Origin of the sequence: Streptomyces sp. NPDC050658 (genome assembly GCF_044457025.1) — a bacterium.
GTDB lineage: Bacteria > Actinomycetota > Actinomycetes > Streptomycetales > Streptomycetaceae > Streptomyces.
In genome coordinates this window covers 170,231-189,868 of record NZ_JBITGM010000008.1, presented here as the reverse complement: position 1 = coordinate 189,868, position 19,638 = coordinate 170,231, and the positions used below count along the sequence as shown (strand labels likewise).

The following is a 19,638-nucleotide window of genomic DNA, read 5'->3' as shown; positions in this document are numbered from 1 at the left end:
TGGCGTAGAGGGACTTGCGCAGCGCGGGTTCCCGCCTATGTGCGGGGTGTCGCCCGAGGTCGAACAGGCAGGCGGGCGGGGGTGTTTGGGCCCGTCGGCGGGGTGCGCGTGGACGGTTGTGATCGGCCGGGAGTCCCTCTGGGGCCACCACCCCCAGCAACCCCAGAAGCGGGTGTACACCGATGGCCGGTCCGTGACGGGTCGGCGGCGTGCCGGTGCTACTCGATGAAGTCGCCGTCCACATACACCCAGGCCCCGGCCACCCGCTCGAACCGGCTCCGCTCGTGCAGCGCCTCGGCGCGGCCGCCGTCGGTGTACCGCGCCCGGAACTCGACCGTGCCGGTGGTGTGGAACGCCGTGCCGTCGGCGGTGGCCAGGATCTCCAGGCCGGCCCACCGTATGCCGGGGTCGAAGTCGACGCCGGGCGGCCGGGTCCGCGGATGCCAGGTGCGCAGCAGATAGGCCGCGTCACGCTTGACGAAGGCGCAGTACCGGGACCGCATCAGCTCCTCGGGCACGGCGGCGACGGCTTCGCCGCGATGCAGCCGGCCGCAGCACTTCTCGTACGGCTCGGGGTGACCGCAGGGGCAGGAGGACGGGGGTGGGGTGGCGCGTCGGGACATAGGGCCATTGTTCACCAGGGGGCGCCCCTGCACGGCGCGGGGAACGTCCCGCTACGGGGCGAGGATGTCCAGCTCGTGCAGCGCGCCCACCGCGATCTCCCGGGTCAGCGCCTCCGCCTTGACCGCGTCGCCCTCCCGCACCGCCTCCGCGACCCGCACATGCAACGTCACCGCGGCCGGGTCCGGGTCCTCGAACATCACCTGGTGGTGCGTACGACCGGCGAGCACCTCGGCGACCACGTCCCCGAGGCGGGCGAACATCTCGTTGCCGGACGCGTTGAGGACGATCCGGTGGAAGTTCACGTCGTGGAAGAGGTACCCCTCCAGCTGCTGGCCGCGGGACGTGGCGACCATGCCGAGCGCGCACTCCGTGAGGGCGGCGCACTGCTCGGGTGTCGCGTGCTGCGCCGCGAGCCCGGCGGCGACCGGCTCGATCGCCGAGCGCAGGACGGTGAGGGAGCGCAGCTGCCGCGGCCGGTCGGCGCCCGCGAGGCGCCACCGGATGACCTGCGGGTCGTAGACGTTCCACTCCTCGGTGGGCCGCACGGTCACGCCGACCCGGCGCCGGGACTCCACCAGATGCATGGATTCGAGCACCCGGATGGCCTCGCGGATGACGGAGCGTGACACCTCGAAGCGCTGCGCGAGTTCATCCGTGCGCAACACGCTGCCCGGCGGGTAGTCGCCGCCGGTGATGGCGGGCCCGAGGCTTTCCAGTACACGAGCGTGCAGCCCACGGGCCTGTGCGGTCATGTCGTCAGGGTACGAGGGGACCCCCGGGAACAAAAAGTCAGACTTTTGTGTCACAGACTCTTGAATTCGTCAGACCTAATGGGTTTCAGTGACGTGAACGGGCCGTCGGCCTCCCCCGACCGGCGGCCCGTGAACGACCGATGTCGATGAAGACAGCGAGGCAGGACAGCGATGAGCACTCCCCACGTCGTCGTGGTGATGGGCGTGGCAGGTACCGGCAAGACGACGATCGGCCCCCTGCTCGCGGCACACCTCGGCGTTCCCTACGCCGAGGGCGACGACTTCCACCCCCCGGCGAACATCGCCAAGATGTCGGCCGGGACCCCGCTGACCGACGACGACCGCTGGCCGTGGCTCGACGCCATCGGCGCCTGGGCGCACGGCCGTGCCGGGCTCGGTGGTGTGGTCAGCAGCTCCGCGCTGAAGCGCAGCTATCGCGACCGGCTGCGCGCCGAGGCCCCCGGTCTCGTCTTCGTCCACCTCACCGGCAGCCGTGAACTCATCGAGGACCGGATGTCCCACCGGCAGGGCCACTTCATGCCGACGGCCCTGCTCGACTCGCAGTTCGCCACGCTCCAGCCGCTCGGCGCGGACGAGGCGGGCGTCGCCGTGGACGTCACCGGCAGTCCGGAAGAGATCAGCGAGCGTGCGTACGAGGCGCTGCTCGCCCTCGACACATAGCGCCTGTCGGCAGACAGCTCCTGCCGGCGGGTAGCGCCGCCGGCGGATACCCCCCACTCCCCAGTCCCACCGCACCACCGTCCCCTCCCCCCTGACGTACAAGGAAGACACCGTGACCAGTCTCAGCGTTGAGATGCTGGCAGCGGACACCGTCGAGCCGATCACCTCCGCTGGCCACACCCAGCTGGGCATCGCCGTCCTCGCGGGCATCGCCGTCATCGTCCTGCTCATCACGAAGTTCAAGCTGCACGCGTTCCTGGCCCTGACCATCGGGTCGCTCGCCCTCGGCGCCTTCGCGGGCGCCCCGCTCGACAAGGCGATCACCAGCTTCACGGCGGGCCTCGGCTCGACCGTCGCGGGTGTGGGCGTACTGATCGCCCTCGGCGCGATCCTCGGCAAGCTGCTCGCGGACTCCGGCGGCGCGGACCAGATCGTCGACACGATCCTGGCCAAGGCGGGCAAGTCCGGCGGCAAGGCGATGCCGTGGGCGATGGTACTCATCGCCTCGGTGATCGGTCTTCCGCTCTTCTTCGAGGTCGGCATCGTGCTGCTGATCCCGGTGGTCCTGATGGTCGCCAAGCGGGGCAACTACTCGCTGATGCGGATCGGCATCCCGGCCCTGGCCGGTCTCTCCGTGATGCACGGCCTCATCCCGCCGCACCCCGGTCCGCTGGTCGCGATCGACGCGGTGGGCGCGAACCTGGGCATCACGCTGGCGCTCGGCGTGCTGGTCGCCATCCCGACGGTGATCATCGCGGGTCCGGTCTTCTCGAAGTACGCCGCCCGCTGGGTGGACGTGCCGGTGCCCGACCGGATGATCCCCGAGCGCACCTCGGACAACCTCGACAAGCGCCCGAGCTTCGGCGCCTCCGTCGCGACGATCCTGCTTCCGGTCGTCATGATGCTGGCCAAGGCGCTGGTCGACATCATCGTCGACAACCCCGAGCACACCGTGCAGCGGGTCTTCGACGTCATCGGTTCGCCGCTGATCGCCCTGCTCGCCGCGGTCATCGTGGGCATGTTCACGCTGGGGCGTGCGGCCGGGTTCACCAAGGGGCAGCTCTCGACGACGGTCGAGAAGTCGCTCGCGCCGATCGCCGGTGTGCTGATGATCGTGGGCGCGGGTGGTGGCTTCAAGCAGACGCTGATCGACTCGGGTGTCGGTCAGATGGTCCTCGACATCTCCAAGGACTGGTCGATTCCGGCGCTGCTGCTTGCCTGGCTGATCGCCGTGGTGATCCGGCTCGCCACGGGGTCGGCGACGGTGGCGACGATCTCGGCGGCGGGGCTCGTGGCTCCGCTGGCGGCTGACATGTCCGACTCGCACACGGCGCTGCTCGTGCTGGCGATCGGTGCCGGTTCGCTGTTCTTCTCGCATGTGAACGACGCCGGGTTCTGGCTGGTGAAGGAGTACTTCGGGCTGAACGTCGGCCAGACGATCAAGACCTGGTCGGTCATGGAGACGATCATCTCGGTGGTCGCGGGCGGCTTCGTGCTGCTGCTGTCGCTGGTGATTTAGCCGCGGGGTCGGTCGTCGAACGCCGGAGGGGCTGGTCTTCAGCCCCTCCGGCGTTCGAGGAGCGGGGGAGGCACCGCCACAGGCCCTACCTGCGCCACAACGAGTGCTCCCGCTCCGCCCACCCCGAGTCCACCGACCCCGACCGCATCCCCCGCCGCGCCTCCGGGTCCCCCAGTGCCATCCCCACGTGCCCGGCAAGGACCACGCCGATGGCCAGGGCCAGCCAGTCGTGGACGAATGTGCTTCCCGTGCGCCATCTCAGCGGGGTCAGGTGTGTGAACCACATCAGCAGGCCCGTGCCCAGCATCACCAGGACCGCCCCGCCGATCCAGCCGGCGTACAGCTTCTGGCCCGCGTTGAACTTCCCCGCCGGGCGCGGCGCGGCCCGGCGCCGCAGCGCCGAGCGGAGCCACACCCTGTCGTGCGGCCCGAAGCGGTTCAGGAGCCGCAGGTCGCCGCGGAAGGCGCGGGAGGCCAGGCCCGCCAGGAAGGGTGCCGGGATCAGCAGCCCGGACCACTCGTGGAGGGTCACGACCAGCGCCCGGCGCCCCACCAGTTCGGCGAGGAACGGCAGATACAGGCAGGCCGCCGTCCCCACGCACACGCCCATCAGGAGCGCCGTCAGGCGGTGCACCCAGCGCTGAAGCGGGGTGAAGCGTGCGACGTCAGACCTCCGTGGGCTCGTCGTCGCGGCCATTCGAATCACCCACCCAGGCGTCCACGTCGTAGCCCCGCCGCTCCCAGTAACCCGGCACCACCTCGTCCGTGAGGGTGATTCCGGAGAGCCATTTCGCGGACTTGTAGAAGTACATCGGGGCGACGTAGAGACGCGCGGGGCCGCCGTGCGAGTGGCCCAGGTCCTTGTCCTGCATGCGCAGCGCCACCAGGACGTCCGCCCGCCGCGCCTGCCGCAGCGTCAGGCTCTCGCTGTACGCCCCGTCGAAGCAGGTGAAGCGGACCGCGCGGGCGGTGGGCCGTACCCCAGCCGCGTCCAGGAGCCGCGAGAGCCGTACTCCCTCGAAGGGCGTGCCCGGCACCCGCCAGCCCGTCACGCACTGGACGTCGCGGACGAGCCGGGTCTGCGGCAGCGCACGCAGGTCCCCCAGCGCATAGGTCCGGGGGCGCTCCACCAGGCCGTCGATCTTCAGGCGGTAGGACGACGCGTCGCGGTGCGGGACGGACGACGCCACCGAGTAGTAGCGGAAGCCGCCGCCGTTGGGCAGCAGGTCCGTGAGGCCGGTGGGGTCCTTGTCGGACGCGGCGCCGAGGAAGGACTCCAGGCCGCGCTGGAGCGGCGGCGCCGCGGCCACGCCCACGACGCCGAGGCCGAGCATCCCAAGGACCAGACGGCGGCCGACCGGCGCACCGCCGGCCTCGCCGCCGACCTCGCCGTCGGCCTCTTCTGGCGGGTGCGGAAGGGGAGTTGTCACCCTTCGATTCGAGCACCCGCGGTCCCCGGGGTACAGGGGCCGCGGGTGTCCGTCAGCGTTCCGTAAGGTTCCGGCCGGCCGTCAGGGCCGCTCCGCCGCCTTCTCCAGCTGGAACGCCTCGTTGCCGAGGCCGATCCGGGCGTGCGCGTCCGGCTTGGTGGCGCGCAGGACCAGGCCGTAGACGACGCCGGTCGCGGCGGCCAGCAGGACGATGCCGGGCAGCACCCAGCTGAGCGCCGAGCCGGGGCCCGCCCCGACGAGCACGTCGAAGTCCTTGACCGTGTAGACCGCGATGGTGAGCAGTCCGGCCGCGGCGAGCGCGGAGGCGACGATGCGCCAGGCCTGGGCGCGGCCCGCGCCACGGCGTACGAAGAAGACGATGACCGCGACGGAGGCCGTTGCCATCAGGAGGATGACGCCGAGGGCGCCGATGTTGCCGAGCCAGGTGAACAGGTGCAGGACCGGCGCGGTCGGGTCGCCGAAGGCCCCGTCGTCGGTGACCGCGAAGGCCACCACGACCAGCACGGAGAGGACCGTCTGGAGCAGCGAGCCGGTGCCGGGAGCGCCGGTGGCGGTGTTGGTGCGGCCGAACGCGGCGGGCAGCAGACCCTCGCGGCCCATGGCGAAGGCGTACCGCGCGACCACGTTGTGGAAGGAGAGCAGCGCCGCGAACATGCCCGTCACGAACAGGACATGGAGTACGTCGGTGAAGGTGGCGCCGAGCCGGGACTCGGTGAGCCCGAAGAGCAGTCCCGCGCTCTGTTCCTGCGCGGCGGGCACGATGCCGGAGGGCCCCGCGGCGACCGTGAGGGCCCAGGAGCTGATCGCGAAGAAGACGGCGACGAAGCCGACGGCGAAGAACATCACGCGGGCGACGACCACCTGCGGGCGGCTGGTCTCCTCGGCGTACACCGGCGCCTGTTCGAAGCCGAGGAACGCGGCGATGCAGAAGCAGAGGGCGGTGCCGAGGCCCGCGCCGGAGAGGGTGTCCGGGTTGAAGGCGTGCAGCGAGAGGCCTTCCTTGGCCGGGTCGGCGACGGCCGCGATGTCGAAGATGACGACGAGCGCGACCTCGATGAGCAGCAGGACGCCGAGGACGCGCGCGTTCAGGTCGATCTTCAGCCAGGCGAGCACGGCGACGGCGACGACGGCGACGATTGCCGGTATCCACCAGGCGACCTCGACCTCGAAGTAGGTGTTGAGCAGCCCGGAGATCTCGAAGCCGAGCATGCCGTAGAGGCCGATCTGCAGCGCGCTGTAGGCGACGAGGGCGACCAGCGAGGCACCGGCGCCCGCGGTGCCGCCGAGGCCGCGCGAGATGTACGCGTAGAAGGCGCCCGCGTTGTGGACGTGGCGGCTCATCTCTGCGTACCCGAAGCTGAAGAGGCCGAGGACCACGCCGAGGATGAGGAAGAGCAGCGGCTGTCCGACGATACCCATCACGCCGTACGTCGTGGGCATGACACCCGCGACGACCATCAGGGGGCCGGTCGCGGCGAGCACGGAGAGCAGCAGTCCCGCGGTGCCGAGGCGACCCGCGCGCAGCGCCCGCTCCTCGCCCACATAGGTGCTGATCCCGCTGTCGGAGCCGGCGGCCCCCGGAGCGGATCCGCCGACGGCTCTGGTGCCGCTCGCACTGCTCGAACTTCCCGTCGCCATGGCGCGCTGGTCCTTTCCGAGGGGTCCTGTTGGTGGGTTCCTACTGGTGGGTCCTGTTGGTGGGTTCCTGCTGGTCGGGTCCTGCTGGTGGGCCGGGTCAGGCGGCGCCGAGCGCGGCGGCGCGCGCGGCGGTGAACGCCTGGTACGGGTCCCGGTCCGGGTACGACCAGGGGTCTTTGGTGGCGTGCCGCCCGATGCGGTGGAAGAGCGCGGCCGCCTCGGCGGCCCGGCCCTCGCAGGACTTGGCGTGCGCGAGGAAGTTGAGGTCGACGCGGCCGCGCGGATGGGCCCTGCCCTCGGGCATCTCCCACTCCAGCCACCAGTCGAAGGCGGACTTCATGACCTGGCGGGCCCTGCGTCCGGTCCAGTGCCCGGAGGCCACCGGGTCGGCGGGCTCGCTGCCGATGGTGGCGAGGACGCGGTAGCGCTCGGCGTGCGCGACGACGGGAAGCACCGCCAACGGCGAGTCCGCGGGCGCCTGTTCGGCGGCCCAGGCGGCGAAGTCGTACACCTCGTGCAGCGGGTCCTGGCCCGCGGCGGGGCGCCGCTCGGCGAGCCTGGCGACCATCAGATGGTGGGCGTGGTGGTGCTCGGGGTGGCGGTGGCGGACCTCGTCGAAGAGGCGGACGACGTCCTCCTCGCGGCCCAGGGTGCGTTCGAGGGCGAGCAGTGCGAGCCAGGGCGTGGGATCGGCGGGGACGAGCGCCGCCGCCTCGCGGCAGGCCTCCCGCGCCTTCTCCGAGCGGCCCTTGCCGCGCAGCGCGAGATGGACGGCGGCGTAGGCGAGCAGCACGGCGGCGTCGGCGGACTCGGGCTCGGCGAGCCGCCAGTCACGGGTCCAGGCGGTGGTGGAGTGCTCCTGCGCGAGTACGTCGAACCGGTGGCCCCTGCGGTCCCATTCGTCGCCGGTCGCGGCGAACAGCGCACGGACCTCGGTCCAACGACCCTGGGCCAACGCGGCGCGGGCTGCCACGAGTTCGGTGTCGTCGAGCGCGGAGTCGAAGGTGTGCGCCGCTCGCTTGCGGGAACGGCCCAAGGGGGGCGGGGGTGGTGACACCGCGGGACTTCCTCCCCGGCGCGGCTCGCTTACGGATGATCACGCACAGCAAAGCGGTAGGCAGCGCTCCAGTCAAGGTCGGCCCTGCCCACCCCTCTTCACCAACTCGTTTCAAATTCCCCAGACTTCACCCCCGACCTGCGGGGTTGCCCGCAAGGACACGATTCGGACAAGCAGGCACCGATCACGCCGACCGGCGTCTCAGCCAACCGACTTGGCGGCGGCGCGGCCCGCCGTCCGGCCCGAGAAGAGGCAGCCGCCGAGGAAGGTCCCTTCGAGCGAGCGGTAGCCGTGCACTCCCCCGCCGCCGAAACCGGCGGCCTCACCGGCGGCGTACACACCGGGGAGCGGAGCCCCGCCTTCCGTCAGGACGCGTGAGGAGAGGTCGGTCTCCAGACCGCCGAGCGTCTTGCGGGTGAGGATGTTGAGCCGCACCGCGATCAGCGGGCCCGCCTTCGGGTCGAGCACCGGGTGCAGCGGAGCCGCCCTGATGAGCCGCTCGCCGACGAACTTGCGGGCGCCACGGATCGCGGTGATCTGGAGGTCCTTGGTGAACGGGTTGACGATCTCGCGGTCGCGCGCCTGGAGCGTGCGGCGCAGCGACGCCTCGTCGATGAGCGGCTCCTTGGTGAGCGCGTTCATGCCGCGCACGAGCGCGCCGAGGTCCTTCTCCACCACGAAGTCGGCGCCGTGGTCCATGAACGCCTTGACCGGGGCGGCCACATCGGCACGCGCGCGGTCGATGACGCCGCGCACGGACTTGCCGGTCAGGTCGGGGTTCTGCTCGGAGCCGCTGAGTGTGAACTCCTTGCCGATGATGCGCTGGTTGAGCACGAACCAGGTGTACTCGTAGCCGGACTTCATGATGTGTTCCAGCGTGCCCAGGGTGTCGAAGCCCGGGAAGAGCGGCACCGGCAGGCGGTCGCCGCGCGCGTCGAGCCAGATCGAGGAGGGGCCCGGCAGGATGCGGATGCCGTGGTTCTCCCAGATGGGGTTCCAGTTCTGGATGCCCTCGGTGTAGTGCCACATCCGGTCGCGGTTGATCAGCCGGGCGCCCGCCGCCTCGGCGATGCCGAGCATCTTGCCGTCGACGTGCGCGGGCACGCCCGCGACCATCCGCTCGGGCGGACTGCCCAGCCGCTCGGGCCAGTTGGCGCGTACGAGGTCGTGGTTGCCGCCGATGCCGCCGGACGTCACGATCACCGCCTGGGCCCGGAACTCGAAGGACCCGGTGACCTCGCGACTGCTGGCCTTGCCCCGCTCGATGTCCGAGGGCTCAAGGACCTCGCCGGTGACGGTGTCGAGGTCGCCCGCGCTGCGGGAGAGCCCGGTGACCCGGTGGCGGAACTTCAGCTGCACCAGGCCGCGGGCGACACCCTCGCGGACCCGCCGCTCGAAGGGGGCGACCAGGCCGGGCCCGGTCCCCCAGGTGATGTGGAAGCGCGGCACCGAGTTGCCGTGCCCCTGCGCGTCGTAGCCGCCGCGCTCGGCCCAGCCCACGACGGGAAACCAGCGCACCCCCATGCCGTGCAGCCAGGGCCGCTTCTCGCCGGCCGCGAAGTCCACGTACGCCTCGGCCCATTTGCGCGGCCAGTGGTCCTCGGGACGGTCGAAAGCGGCGGTGCCCATCCAGTCCTGGAGGGCGAGCGCGTGCGAGTCCTTGATCCGCAGCCGCCGCTGCTCGGGCGAGTCGACGAAGAAGAGCCCGCCGAAGGACCAGTGCGCCTGGCCGCCGATGGACTGCTCGGGTTCCTGGTCGAGGAGGATGACCCGGCGCCCTGCGTCGACGAGTTCGGCCGTAGCCGCGAGCCCGGCGAGACCCGCGCCGATCACGATCACATCTGCGTCGTACGCCATAGGGGTCGTTCCTCCTGGATACCGGTGAGTCAGATCCTGGTCAGATCCTGGGTACGCGAACGACTGGCGTCAACTACCCGGTTCGGGTCACTCGTGGGGCGGGGCACAGAGAAGCGGACTATCGTCGGCCTTCTCCCCACTTGGGTCCCGCTCCGTCTCGAGGTACGACGTGTCGGTCCTGGTCCTCGTCCTCGGCGTATCGGCCGCCTGCTGCCTGGGCTTCGGCTTCGTCTTCCAGCAGGACGCGGCGCAGCGCGCGCCGCTGAGCGACTTCCTCTCGCCGCGGCTCCTCCTGGACCTGGTGCGGGTGCCGGAGTGGCTGGGCGGGATCGGCCTCATGGTGTGCGGGATGGTGCTCGGCGCGCTCGCGCTGGGCAAGGGCGAGATCTCCCTGGTGGAGCCGCTGCTCGCGACGAACCTGCTGTTCGCGCTGACGCTCTCCCGCTACCGCACCAAACAGCCCCTCGGCCGGCAGGGCTGGTCGGGGCTCGCGCTGCTCGCGGGCGGGGTCACGGCGTTCATCGTGGCGGGTGAACCGCGCGGCGGCAGCGCGGAGTCCGATCCGCTGCGGCAGTGGCTGATCATGGGCGTGATGGTGGGTACGGCGATGCTGCTCACCGTCTACGCGAAGGGGTCGCGGCACCGCTTCACCGCCGGTCCCGTGCTGCTCGGTGTGGCGGCGGGGCTGCTCTACGGGGTGCAGGACGCGTTGACACGGGTCAGCGGCGGGCGGTTCTCCGACGGCGGCTGGTCGCATCTCCTGACGGGATGGCAGCCGTACGCCGTGCTGGTGCTCGGCGTGACGGGGCTGCTCCTGGTCCAGAGCGCCTTCGAGACGGCGCCGCTGCGGATGTCGCTCCCGGCGCTGACCGCCGCCCAGCCCCTCGCGGGGATCGCCTGCGGCGTCGGCTTCCTCGGCGACCAGCTGCGGACCGACGCGGTGGCCCTGACCTGGCAGGCGCTGGGGCTTACGGCCATCGTCGGCGGCATCGTCCTGCTCGGGCTGCACCCGGCGATGCCGAGGGCCGGGGCGCGCTTAGAGGTCGGGCAGCTGCAACACGGGTGACGTCTCCGACGTCTCGCCTCGCTCCGACGTCTCACCCCGCCCCCGAGGGCGGCCTCAGGGTCGCGTTCAGACGGGCCGCCTGCCGGGTCAAGTAGTCGCGTTCCTTGAGGGTGGGCGATTGTTGGGCCGCCTCCGCGTAGAGGCGCGCCGCCGTCTCCGCGTCGCCCATGCGTTCCGTGAGGTACGCGACTGCCGCCGTGTGGCGGGGCAGGGCGGGGTCGAGGCCGGACAGGGCCGCCAGGCCCGCGCGGGGACCGTCCGCCTCGCCCACCGCCACCGCGCGGTTGAGCCGGACCACCGGGCTGTCCGTGAGGCACAGCAGCTCGTCGTACCACTCGACGATCTGGACCCAGTCCGTCTCCTGCGCCGTACGCGCGTCGGCGTGCAGCGCCGCGACGGCCGCCTGCGCCTGGAACTCGCCCAGGCGGTCGCGGGCCAGGGCCGACTGGAGGATGTGCACCCCCTCGGCGATCATGCGGGTGTCCCAGCGGGCCCGGTCCTGGTCGGGCAGGGCGATCAGACCGCCGTCCGGGGCCGTGCGGCTCGCGCGGCGGGCGTGGTGCAGCAGCATCAGGGACAGCAGTCCGGCCACCTCGGGGTGGTCGATCTCCGCGGCCAGCTGCCGCGTCAGGCGGATGGCCTCGGCCGCCAGGTCCACGTCGCCCGAGTAGCCCTCGTTGAAGACCAGGTACAGGACGCGCAGCACCGTGGAGACGTCGGCCGCCCGGTCCAGGCGCACCCCGGAGACCGTGCGCTTCGCCCTGCTGATGCGCTGCGCCATCGTCGCCTCGGGCACCAGATAGGCCCGCGCGATCTGGCGGGTCGTCAGGCCGCCCACGGCGCGCAGGGTGAGCGCCACCGCCGACGACGGGGTCAGCGAGGGGTGGGCGCACAGGAAGTACAGCTGGAGCGTGTCGTCGGCCGCCGGTGCCGGACCGGGCGCGGGTTCCTCCTCGACCAGGTCCTCGCGCCGGCGGCGGGCCGCGTCCGACCGCGCCGCGTCGAGGAACTTCCGCCACGCGACGGTCACCAGCCAGCCCTTGGGGTCCCGCGGCTGCCCGTCCGGCCAGCCGCGGACCGCCTCCACCAGCGCGTCCTGCACCGCGTCCTCGGCCGCCGCGAAGTCGGCTCCGCGGCGGACGAGGACGGCGAGCACTCCGGGCGTGAGGCTCCGGAGCAGGGACTCGTCCATCCGGGGCACCCGGGCGTCAGTCCGTGATGGTGGGCGCCTCGCCCAGGAACGGGCGCAGCTCCAGCCACTCGTGGATCGGCTTGCCGCCGGCCCCCGGCGCCGCGGACAGCTCTCCGGCCAGCTCGACGGCACGGTCATAGCTGTCGACGTCGATCACCATCCAGCCCGCGATGAGGTCCTTGGTCTCGGCGAACGGGCCGTCGGTGACCGGCGGGCGCCCCTCGCCGTCGTAGCGGACGAAGGTCCCCTCGGGGGCGAGCGCCTGACCGTCGACGAACTCGCCCGTCTTCTCGAGCCGGTCCGCGAAGTCCCGCATGTACTGCATGTGCGCCGAGATCTCCTCGGGCGTCCACTGGTCCATGGGTACGTCGTTCACCGCCGCCGGAGCGCCGCGGTAGTGCTTGAGCAGCAGGTACTTGGCCATGACGTCTCTCCTTGGTGCTCGTGCGACCCATTGTGGCCGCGTTCACCCCTGGGACGGAGCCGGTCACGGGTTCTCGACATCGTCGGCGAGGACTTTCGGCCCTCGCTTTTAATAATGGCCAGCATTACAATCGTCGTATGGCCAGGACCTCAGGACCCGAGACCCGGGAGAAACTGATCCGCGCCGGCGAGGAGGTCTTCGCCGCGCAAGGCGTGGACGGGGCCCAGCTGCGGGACATCGTGCGGATCGCGGGGCAGAGCAACCCCTCCGCGGTCCAGTACCACTTCGGCTCGCGGGCCGGACTCCTCGACGCGGTGATGGCCGCCCGCCAGCAGCGGACGGAGAAGGTGCTCGCGGCGGAGCTCGCCGAGGCCCCGGACACCCTGCACGGCCTCCTCACCGCCCTGGTGGACGCGGAGGCCAGCGAGCTGCGCTCGGACCGGGGCCGCCGCTGTCTGCGCATCTCCGCCCAGCTCAGCCACGAGAGCGGCGTACGCACCCGGACCCCGCACCCCACCATCGACGGCACCGTCTACTGGGAGCTGATCGGCCGCGTCGAGGACAGGCTGACCGACCGGCTCCCCGAGCCCCTCCGGCTTGAGCGGCTCGACCTCGCCCTCACCCTGATCGGCGCCGCGATGGGCGACCGCGCGAGCCAGTACCTGGCCGGCACCACCCCCCTGACCGACGAGCCGCTCTTCCTCGCGGATCTCGTCGAGACCACCACGGCCCTGCTTGGGGCCCCCACCCCGCGGAGAGAACCATGAGCGAACTGCACGACCTCACCGGCAAGACCGTCGTCATCACCGGCGCGGCCCGCGGCCTCGGCGCCGACGCCGCCCGGCAGGCGATCGAGGCGGGTGCCAACGTCGTCCTGACGGACGTGCTCGACGAGGACGGCAAGGCGACCGCCGCCGAACTCGGCGAGCGGGCCCGCTTCATGCACCACGACGTGGCGTCCGAGGAGGACTGGCAGCGCGTGGCCGAGTTCGCCGTCGCCGAGTTCGGCGGGATACACGGCCTGGTCAACAACGCCGGCATCTCCACCGGCCAGTTCCTGGAGGCGGAGTCCGTCGAGCACTTCCGCAAGGTCCTCGACATCAACCTCACCGGCGTCTTCATCGGCATGAAGACCGTCGTCCCGGTCATGAAGGAGAACGGCGGCGGCTCCATCGTCAACATCTCGTCGGCCGCCGGTCTGATGGGCCTCGCGCTCACCGCCGGGTACGGCGCGTCCAAGTGGGGCGTCCGCGGCCTCACCAAGATCGGCGCCGTGGAGCTGGGCACCGCCCGGATCCGCGTCAACTCCGTCCACCCGGGCATGACGTACACCCCGATGACGGCCCAGGTCGGCATCGAGAAGGGCGAGGGCAAGTACCCCAACACCCCGATGGGCCGGGTCGGCGAGGCGCACGAGATCGCCGCCGCGATGGTGTTCCTGCTCTCCGACGCCGCCTCGTACGTGACGGGCGCCGAGCTCGCCGTCGACGGCGGCTGGACGGCCGGCCCGACCGTGAAGTACGTCATGGGGCAGTGAGGAGCTCCCACACCGAGGGGTGAGGTTGGATGGCAGGCATGACTGAAGCCACCGACGGCCCCGCCGACCCCCGCGAAGAGATCATCACCATCGTCGACGAGAACGACGAGGTCGTCGGGGAGGTCCCGCGCGGTGAGGCGTACGCGCGGGGCCTGCGGCACCGCTGTGTGTTCGTCGTCGCGCGGGACACCGCGGGGCGGTACTTCGTGCACCGCCGCACGCCGACGAAGCTGGTCTTCCCTTCCCTGTACGACATGTTCGTGGGCGGCGTCGTCGGCGCGGGCGAGGCCTGCGACGACGCCGCGCTGCGCGAGGCGCAGGAGGAGCTGGGGGTCGGCAGACTCCCGCGCCCCACACCGCTGTTCAAGTTCCTGTACGACGACGGCGCGGGGCACACCTGGTGGTCGTACCTCTACGAGGTCGTCTGCGAGGAGCCGGTGAGCCCGCAGGTCGAAGAGGTCGCCTGGCACACCTTCCTCACCGAGGATGAGCTGGAGCGACGGCTCGACGAGTGGGAGTGGGTGCCGGACGGGCTCGACGCCTACCACCGGCTGAGGGCCTTCCGCGCGGCCTGACCGGTACGGCTTATGGTGCGCCCGTGAGCAACTTCGTACAGAGCCTGCGCCTGTGGTTCGCCCCCGAGCGGATCCGCGAGGAGGGCGACACCCCCGACTACCGCTTCTCGCTCGCCAACGAGCGCACGTTCCTGGCGTGGCTGCGCACGGCGCTCGCCCTCATCGGCGGCGGTTTCGCGGTGGACCAGTTCCTGCCGGACCTGCGCTGGGGCTGGCGGATCGGGCTCGCCCTCGCGCTGCTCGGCGCGGGCGTGCTCTGCTCGCTGCGGGCGGTCAACCACTGGGTGCGCTGCGAGCGGGCCATGCGGCGCGGCGATGATCTGCCCGCGTCGCGCTTCCCGACGCTGCTGAGCCTGGCCGTGGCGGTCGTGGCGCTCGCCATGGTCGTCGTCGTGCTCTTCGGGTGGGAGGGGTGACCGAGCGGCCGCAGGAACGCGATCCGGGGCTGCAGCCGGAGCGCACCCGGCTCGCGTGGCGGCGTACGACGCTGTCCTGCACGGTCGCCGCGATCCTCGCCGCACGGGCCGCCCTGCACCACGGCACGACCACGCTCTCCGTCCTGGCCTGCGCCCTGTGTCTGCTGCTCTGGCTGGGGTTCCTCGCCGTGGCGCACCGGAGGCTGACGGCCCTGGCCGCCACGAACAGGCCGCGCCCGCTGGCGCCGCGCGCGGCGGCGACGGCGACGCTGTGCACGATGGCGCTCGCGGTGTGCGCGATGGCGATGGTGCTCTGAACCCCGGTGACCGCCGGATTCAGTCCGCCCCGGCAGTCCCTTCGGCGCCGCCCTGGTCCGCCCAGTCCACCGTAACGACGATCTTGCCGCGCGTGCGGCCCTCCGCGTTCAGCCGGTAGGCGTCGGCCGCCCGCTCCAGCGGGAACGTCTCGGAGACATGGACCGTCACGACGTCCTGCTCGGCGAGGAGCGAGAGGCGCCGCAGGTCGTCGGCGTCGGGGCGCACCCAGCAGTACTGGCCGCCCAGGCCGATCACCGCGCCGTCCGCGACGGACGCGAGGCGGCCGCCGGGCGCGAGGAGTTCGGCGGAGACCTTGAGGGTCTCGCCGCCGACCGTGTCGAAGGCGGCGTCCACCCCTTCGGGGACAAGCGCCCGCACCCGTTCGGCAAGCCCGTCCCCGTAGCTGACCGGCTCGGCGCCGAGTTCGCGCAGGTGGTCGTGGTTGCGTTCGCTGGCGGTGCCGATGACGCGGGCGCCCGCGTGCCGGGCGAGCTGGACGGCGATGGAGCCGACGCCGCCGGCCGCCGCGTGCACGAGGACGACGTCGCCCTCCGTCACCGCGAGGGCCTTGTTGATCACCTGGTAGGCGGTGAGCCCGGCGAGCGGCAGCCCCGACGCCTCCTCGAAGGTCAGATTGCGCGGCTTGCGGGCGAGGGTGCGCACGGGGGCGGCGACGTACTCGGCGAGGGTGCCGCGCGAGAGGAAGTCCTCGCGGACGTACCCGATGACCTCGTCCCCCACCGCGTACTCGGGGACGGCGGCACCGGGCTGCACCACCACACCGGCGACGTCCCAGCCGGGGATCACCGGGAAGACGGGGTCGATGATCGTGTCGAGGTAGCCCTCGCGGCACTTCCAGTCGACCGGGTTCACGGACACCGCGCGGACCTTGACCAGGACGGAGTCGGGACCGACCTTCGGGTCGCGGACATCGCCGTACTCGAGGACTTCGGGTCCGCCGTACGAGCGGTAGCTGATCGCCTTCATGGGATCGCCTTCGTGGATCGCCCTTGCGGGGTGTGCCGTGGTGCGGTGATGGAAACATCAACAACGGTTCCATATCCCCATCAAACGGGCATCGAGGACTAGCCTGAGAGGGTCACCCCCTCCCACAGAAGGTGGACGCGTCATGAGCACGCTGCATCACGAGCACCCCGTGCACCAGCACATCCACGGTCCGGCCTGCGGACACCCCGAGGTGCCGCATGGCGACCATGTCGACTACGCGCACGACGGGCACTTGCACCGTCTGCACTCCGGGCACTACGACGAGTGCGAGCCCAGCGGCCACGCCATCCACGAGGGGCACGACCACCGGCACGGCGACGGCTGCGGCCACGCCTCGGTGCTGCACGGCGACCACGTCGACTATCTGCACGACGGGCACCGGCACGCCCCGCACGAGGGCCACTGGGACGACCACTGAGGCTCGCCGAGACCCCACCCGGCCCCGGACGGACCTGCCGCCTTCCCCCGCACGGACGCCAACTGGCAGTCTGTGGCGGGGGATCGGCATGTCCGGGGCGGCCCGCGCCGCCGCGATCCTGATCACGTTCCCGCTGCGCTCTGGACGGCATACCGACTGGTCGGCATCATGAGGACCAGTACAGCAATCGACGTCGACCGTCCGATCAGGAGCGAAGATGAGCTCAGCCCACCCGCCCGGCCTCGATCTCGACCGGCTGCGCGGCCATCTGGACCGCGAACGGCCGGGGCTCGTGGGCGGACCGCTCACCGCCCGGCTCATCGAGGGCGGCCGGTCGAACCTCACCTACTCCGTGACGGACGGCACCGCCCGCTGGGTGGTGCGGCGCCCGCCGCTCGGGCATGTCCTCGCGACCGCGCACGACATGAAGCGCGAGCACCGGGTGATCAGCGCGCTGCACCCGACCGACGTACCGGTCCCGACGCCCGTGCTGCTCTGCGAGGACGACTCCGTCCTCGGTGCGCCCTTCTACGTCATGGAGTTCGTGGAGGGCACCCCGTACCGCACGGCCGACGAGCTGGCGCCGCTGGGCGCCCAGCGCACCCGCGCCGCCGTCGAGGGCCTCGTCGACACCCTCGTCGACCTGCACGCGGTGGACCCCGCGGCGGTCGGCCTCGGCGACTTCGGGCGGCCCGAGGGCTTCCTCGACCGGCAGCTGCGCCGCTGGGGCAAGCAGCTGGACGCCTCCCGCAACCGGGACCTCGCCGGGATCGACGAGCTGCACTCGGCGCTCGGCCGCAAGCTGCCCGCCTCCCCCGCGGCCACCGTCGTACACGGCGACTACCGCCTCGACAACGTCCTGATCGGCCCGGACGACAGGATCAGGGCGATCCTCGACTGGGAGATGTCCACCCTCGGCGATCCGCTCACCGACCTGGGTCTGCTCGTCATGTACAGCACCCGGCTCGAACTGCCCGACTCCCCCATCAGCACCACGGCGGGTGCTCCGGGGCATCCGGCGGCGGCCGAACTCGTGGAGCGGTACGCCGCGCGCTCGGGGCGCGACGTGTCGGCGGTCGACTGGTACACGGCGTTCGCCTGGTTCAAGCTCGCCGTGATCCTGGAGGGCATCCACTACCGCTACACGCTCGGCCAGACGGTCGGCGCGGGCTTCGACCGGATCGGGGAGCTGGTCCCCGTCTTCATCGAGCACGGCCTGACCACGCTCCGGAACCACAAGGAAGGCTGAGCCGGCCATGGACTTCGCCTACGACGCGCACACCGAGGAACTGCGTGCCAAGCTGCTCGCCTTCATGGACGAGTACGTCTACCCGGCCGAGGCGGTCGCCGACGAACAGCGGGCCGGGCTGGCCTCGCCGTGGGAGACGCCCGCGGTCGTGGAGGAGCTGAAGGCCGAGGCCCGCAGGCAGGGCCTGTGGAATCTCTTCTTTGTAGACCAGCACAGCCTCCCGGACGCCGAGCACGGGGCCGGGCTCACCAACCTCCAGTACGCGCCGCTCGCCGAGATCACCGGCCGCTCCCCGCAGCTGGCGCCCACCGCGCTGAACTGCGCGGCGCCGGACACCGGCAACATGGAGGTGCTGAGCCAGTTCGGCACCGAGGAGCAGAAGAAGCGGTGGCTTCAGCCGCTGCTGGCCGGTGAGATCCGCTCGGCGTTCGCGATGACCGAGCCGGAGGTGGCCTCGTCCGACGCCACGAACATCACCACGCTCATCGAGCGGTCCGCAGACGGCTCCGAGTACGTCATCACGGGCCGCAAGTGGTACATCTCCGGGGCGATGAACCCGGACTGCCAGGTCTTCATCGTGATGGGCAAGACCGACCCGGACGGCGCCGACATCCGCCGCCAGCAGTCGATGGTGATCGTGCCGCGCGACACTCCCGGCCTCGAAGTGCGGCGCGCCATGCGGGTGTACGGGTACGAGGACCACTACCACGGCGGTCACGCGGAGGTCGTCTTCGACCGCGTACGCGTCCCCGTCGCGAACCTGGTCGGCGAGGAGGGCGGCGGCTTCGCCATCGCCCAGGCGCGGCTCGGTCCGGGGCGCATCCACCACTGCATGCGGCTGATCGGCATGGCCGAGCGGGGCATCGAGCTGATGTGCCGGCGGGCCGTGGCGCGGACGGCCTTCGGGAAGCCGCTCGCCCAGCAGGGCGTCGTACAGGAGTGGATCGCGGACGCGCGGGTCGCGGTGGAGCAGCTGCGGCTGCTCGTCCTGAAGACCGCCTGGCTGATGGACACCGTCGGCAACAAGGGCGCGCACACGGAGATCCAGTCCATCAAGATCGCGACGCCGCGGACGGTCGTCGGCATCCTCGACCAGGCCGTCCAGCTGCACGGTGCGGGCGGCGTCAGCCAGGACTTCCCGCTGGCGGAGCTGTGGGCGGCGGCGCGGACGCTGCGCTTGGCCGATGGGCCGGATGAGGTGCACCAGCGGTCGCTGGCGCGGCGGGAGCTGAAGAAGTACCTGTAGGCCCTAGGGCCGCAGCGCCCTCAGCAGCAGGTCCGCCAGGTGATCGGCGACCTGCTGCGGGGTGAGCGGGCCGTCCGGGCGGTACCAGGTGGACAGGTGGTGGACCGAACCGAAGTGGTAGTCCACCACCAGGTCCGCCGGGGTCGCCGTGGAGAAGACGCCGGACTGCTGACCCTCCTCGATCAGCGCGCGGAAGCGTTCGTGGTAGCGGCGCCGCTCGGCCCGCACCTGCTTGTTCTTCTCCGGGCTGAGGTGGTGCATGGAGCGGAAGAAGATCGAGGCGTCGTCGAGGTTGTCGATGGTCGTGACGACCACGTCCGCCGCCGCTTCCCGCACCCGCTGCTCGATCGGCGCGTCCGCGTCCGCGAAGGCGTCGAGGCGCTCCTGCTGGACGCGGAGCACACGCGCGTACACCTCGTGCAGGAGATCGTCCTTGGAGCCGAAGTAGTGGTAGAGCGCGCCCTTGGTGACGCCTGCCGACTCCACGATCTCCTGCACCGACGTGCGGTCGTAGCCGCGCTCGGCGAAGAGCCGCGTGGCGGCGGCGAGCAGCCGCTGAGGGACGGGCGTACCGTCACCGTCCGTCGTCCTGGCCACTGCCGCCACCTTC

At 71.6% G+C, this 19,638-nt stretch carries 22 protein-coding genes; 11 read left to right on the top strand and 11 right to left on the bottom strand.

Annotated elements, in window-relative coordinates:
* Positions 1–218: 218 nt before the first annotated feature.
* Both ACIBKX_RS26910 and ACIBKX_RS26905 read right to left on the bottom strand, forming a co-directional pair.
* The gene (locus tag ACIBKX_RS26910; RefSeq protein ID WP_363274934.1) at positions 219–623 is read right to left on the bottom strand and encodes a YchJ family protein; all 405 of its coding nucleotides are present in this window, start codon (positions 621–623) and stop codon (positions 219–221) included.
* Positions 624–674: 51 nt separating this feature from the next.
* Positions 675–1,376 (bottom strand): FadR/GntR family transcriptional regulator, encoded by a 702-nt coding sequence (locus ACIBKX_RS26905; RefSeq protein WP_363274935.1) that lies wholly within the window; start codon positions 1,374–1,376, stop codon positions 675–677.
* A gap of 171 nt (positions 1,377–1,547) precedes the next feature.
* Here ACIBKX_RS26905 and ACIBKX_RS26900 point away from each other — a divergent pair, with 171 nt between their 5' ends.
* Both ACIBKX_RS26900 and ACIBKX_RS26895 read left to right on the top strand, forming a co-directional pair.
* Positions 1,548–2,057 carry a gluconokinase gene (locus ACIBKX_RS26900; protein ID WP_363274936.1) on the top strand — a complete coding sequence of 170 codons (510 nt, stop codon included), beginning with the start codon at positions 1,548–1,550 and terminating at the stop codon, positions 2,055–2,057.
* Positions 2,058–2,169: 112 nt separating this feature from the next.
* On the top strand, positions 2,170–3,576 hold the full coding sequence (locus ACIBKX_RS26895; RefSeq protein ID WP_363274938.1) for a gluconate:H+ symporter: 1,407 nt from the start codon (positions 2,170–2,172) through the stop codon (positions 3,574–3,576).
* 85 nt (positions 3,577–3,661) lie between these two features.
* Here the strand turns inward: ACIBKX_RS26895 and ACIBKX_RS26890 are convergent, their stop codons facing one another.
* The 5 genes from ACIBKX_RS26890 to ACIBKX_RS26870 form a co-directional block, all read right to left on the bottom strand.
* Positions 3,662–4,273 (bottom strand): cytochrome b/b6 domain-containing protein, encoded by a 612-nt coding sequence (locus ACIBKX_RS26890; protein WP_363274940.1) that lies wholly within the window; start codon positions 4,271–4,273, stop codon positions 3,662–3,664.
* The gene (locus ACIBKX_RS26885) at positions 4,242–4,910 is read right to left on the bottom strand and encodes a molybdopterin-dependent oxidoreductase (protein WP_363275044.1); all 669 of its coding nucleotides are present in this window, start codon (positions 4,908–4,910) and stop codon (positions 4,242–4,244) included. The genes ACIBKX_RS26890 and ACIBKX_RS26885 overlap by 32 nt, the downstream gene beginning before the upstream one ends.
* A 177-nt stretch (positions 4,911–5,087) precedes the next feature.
* On the bottom strand, positions 5,088–6,665 hold the full coding sequence (locus ACIBKX_RS26880) for an APC family permease (RefSeq protein WP_363274942.1): 1,578 nt from the start codon (positions 6,663–6,665) through the stop codon (positions 5,088–5,090).
* Positions 6,666–6,762: 97 nt separating this feature from the next.
* The gene (locus ACIBKX_RS26875) at positions 6,763–7,722 is read right to left on the bottom strand and encodes a hypothetical protein (protein ID WP_363274943.1); all 960 of its coding nucleotides are present in this window, start codon (positions 7,720–7,722) and stop codon (positions 6,763–6,765) included.
* A gap of 201 nt (positions 7,723–7,923) precedes the next feature.
* On the bottom strand, positions 7,924–9,579 hold the full coding sequence (locus ACIBKX_RS26870; protein ID WP_363274944.1) for an FAD-binding dehydrogenase: 1,656 nt from the start codon (positions 9,577–9,579) through the stop codon (positions 7,924–7,926).
* A 169-nt stretch (positions 9,580–9,748) separates the two neighbouring features.
* On the opposite strand from ACIBKX_RS26870, the gene ACIBKX_RS26865 reads away from it, so the two are divergent.
* Entirely contained in the window at positions 9,749–10,645 is an 897-nt protein-coding gene (locus ACIBKX_RS26865) for a DMT family transporter (protein WP_363274946.1), read from the top strand.
* 31 nt (positions 10,646–10,676) lie between these two features.
* On the opposite strand, the gene ACIBKX_RS26860 is transcribed toward ACIBKX_RS26865, so the two are convergent.
* A complete protein-coding gene (locus ACIBKX_RS26860; protein ID WP_363274947.1) occupies positions 10,677–11,837 on the bottom strand; it encodes a DUF6596 domain-containing protein in 1,161 nt (386 codons plus the stop codon).
* 16 nt (positions 11,838–11,853) lie between these two features.
* Positions 11,854–12,261, bottom strand: a complete 408-nt coding sequence (locus ACIBKX_RS26855) for a YciI family protein (RefSeq protein WP_363274948.1) — start codon at positions 12,259–12,261, stop codon at positions 11,854–11,856.
* Positions 12,262–12,398: 137 nt separating this feature from the next.
* On the opposite strand from ACIBKX_RS26855, the gene ACIBKX_RS26850 reads away from it, so the two are divergent.
* From ACIBKX_RS26850 to ACIBKX_RS26830, 5 genes are read left to right on the top strand one after another with little or no spacing between them, the layout of a single operon-like run.
* Positions 12,399–13,028, top strand: coding sequence for a helix-turn-helix domain-containing protein (locus ACIBKX_RS26850; RefSeq protein ID WP_363274949.1), 630 nt, complete (start codon positions 12,399–12,401; stop codon positions 13,026–13,028).
* Positions 13,029–13,033: 5 nt separating this feature from the next.
* Positions 13,034–13,798 carry a glucose 1-dehydrogenase gene (locus ACIBKX_RS26845; RefSeq protein ID WP_363275045.1) on the top strand — a complete coding sequence of 255 codons (765 nt, stop codon included), beginning with the start codon at positions 13,034–13,036 and terminating at the stop codon, positions 13,796–13,798.
* A 38-nt stretch (positions 13,799–13,836) separates the two neighbouring features.
* Positions 13,837–14,373, top strand: coding sequence for an NUDIX domain-containing protein (locus ACIBKX_RS26840; protein ID WP_363274950.1), 537 nt, complete (start codon positions 13,837–13,839; stop codon positions 14,371–14,373).
* Between the two features lie 23 nt (positions 14,374–14,396).
* Positions 14,397–14,789, top strand: a complete 393-nt coding sequence (locus ACIBKX_RS26835) for a DUF202 domain-containing protein (protein WP_363274951.1) — start codon at positions 14,397–14,399, stop codon at positions 14,787–14,789.
* Positions 14,777–15,106, top strand: coding sequence for a DUF202 domain-containing protein (locus ACIBKX_RS26830; RefSeq protein WP_399376214.1), 330 nt, complete (start codon positions 14,777–14,779; stop codon positions 15,104–15,106). Before ACIBKX_RS26835 ends, ACIBKX_RS26830 begins: the two co-directional genes overlap by 13 nt.
* Positions 15,107–15,125: 19 nt before the next feature.
* Here ACIBKX_RS26830 and ACIBKX_RS26825 read toward each other — a convergent pair whose 3' ends face one another.
* On the bottom strand, positions 15,126–16,094 hold the full coding sequence (locus tag ACIBKX_RS26825) for an NADP-dependent oxidoreductase (protein WP_363274953.1): 969 nt from the start codon (positions 16,092–16,094) through the stop codon (positions 15,126–15,128).
* Positions 16,095–16,236: 142 nt separating this feature from the next.
* On the opposite strand from ACIBKX_RS26825, the gene ACIBKX_RS26820 reads away from it, so the two are divergent.
* The 3 genes from ACIBKX_RS26820 (at position 16,237) to ACIBKX_RS26810 (ending at position 19,028) form a co-directional block, all read left to right on the top strand.
* Positions 16,237–16,533: a hypothetical protein gene (locus ACIBKX_RS26820; RefSeq protein ID WP_363274954.1), complete on the top strand. Its 297-nt coding sequence runs from the start codon at positions 16,237–16,239 to the stop codon at positions 16,531–16,533.
* A gap of 217 nt (positions 16,534–16,750) precedes the next feature.
* Complete coding sequence (locus ACIBKX_RS26815; protein ID WP_363274955.1) at positions 16,751–17,782, top strand: phosphotransferase family protein; 1,032 nt, start codon at positions 16,751–16,753, stop codon at positions 17,780–17,782.
* A 7-nt stretch (positions 17,783–17,789) separates the two neighbouring features.
* Entirely contained in the window at positions 17,790–19,028 is a 1,239-nt protein-coding gene (locus tag ACIBKX_RS26810) for an acyl-CoA dehydrogenase family protein (RefSeq protein ID WP_363274956.1), read from the top strand.
* Between the two features lie 3 nt (positions 19,029–19,031).
* Here the strand turns inward: ACIBKX_RS26810 and ACIBKX_RS26805 are convergent, their stop codons facing one another.
* Positions 19,032–19,625 (bottom strand): TetR/AcrR family transcriptional regulator, encoded by a 594-nt coding sequence (locus ACIBKX_RS26805; RefSeq protein ID WP_363274957.1) that lies wholly within the window; start codon positions 19,623–19,625, stop codon positions 19,032–19,034.
* Positions 19,626–19,638: the final 13 nt, after the last annotated feature.

Coding starts and splice junctions, on each gene's coding strand:
- ACIBKX_RS26910 (WP_363274934.1), bottom strand. CDS start 623: ATGTCCCGACGCGCCACCCCACCCCCGTCCTCCTGCCCCTGCGGTCAC.
- ACIBKX_RS26905 (WP_363274935.1), bottom strand. CDS start 1,376: ATGACCGCACAGGCCCGTGGGCTGCACGCTCGTGTACTGGAAAGCCTC.
- ACIBKX_RS26900 (WP_363274936.1), top strand. CDS start 1,548: ATGAGCACTCCCCACGTCGTCGTGGTGATGGGCGTGGCAGGTACCGGC.
- ACIBKX_RS26890 (WP_363274940.1), bottom strand. CDS start 4,273: ATGGCCGCGACGACGAGCCCACGGAGGTCTGACGTCGCACGCTTCACC.
- ACIBKX_RS26885 (WP_363275044.1), bottom strand. CDS start 4,910: ATGCTCGGCCTCGGCGTCGTGGGCGTGGCCGCGGCGCCGCCGCTCCAG.
- ACIBKX_RS26880 (WP_363274942.1), bottom strand. CDS start 6,665: ATGGCGACGGGAAGTTCGAGCAGTGCGAGCGGCACCAGAGCCGTCGGC.
- ACIBKX_RS26870 (WP_363274944.1), bottom strand. CDS start 9,579: ATGGCGTACGACGCAGATGTGATCGTGATCGGCGCGGGTCTCGCCGGG.
- ACIBKX_RS26860 (WP_363274947.1), bottom strand. CDS start 11,837: ATGGACGAGTCCCTGCTCCGGAGCCTCACGCCCGGAGTGCTCGCCGTC.
- ACIBKX_RS26855 (WP_363274948.1), bottom strand. CDS start 12,261: ATGGCCAAGTACCTGCTGCTCAAGCACTACCGCGGCGCTCCGGCGGCG.
- ACIBKX_RS26850 (WP_363274949.1), top strand. CDS start 12,399: ATGGCCAGGACCTCAGGACCCGAGACCCGGGAGAAACTGATCCGCGCC.
- ACIBKX_RS26840 (WP_363274950.1), top strand. CDS start 13,837: ATGACTGAAGCCACCGACGGCCCCGCCGACCCCCGCGAAGAGATCATC.
- ACIBKX_RS26825 (WP_363274953.1), bottom strand. CDS start 16,094: ATGAAGGCGATCAGCTACCGCTCGTACGGCGGACCCGAAGTCCTCGAG.
- ACIBKX_RS26820 (WP_363274954.1), top strand. CDS start 16,237: ATGAGCACGCTGCATCACGAGCACCCCGTGCACCAGCACATCCACGGT.
- ACIBKX_RS26815 (WP_363274955.1), top strand. CDS start 16,751: ATGAGCTCAGCCCACCCGCCCGGCCTCGATCTCGACCGGCTGCGCGGC.
- ACIBKX_RS26810 (WP_363274956.1), top strand. CDS start 17,790: ATGGACTTCGCCTACGACGCGCACACCGAGGAACTGCGTGCCAAGCTG.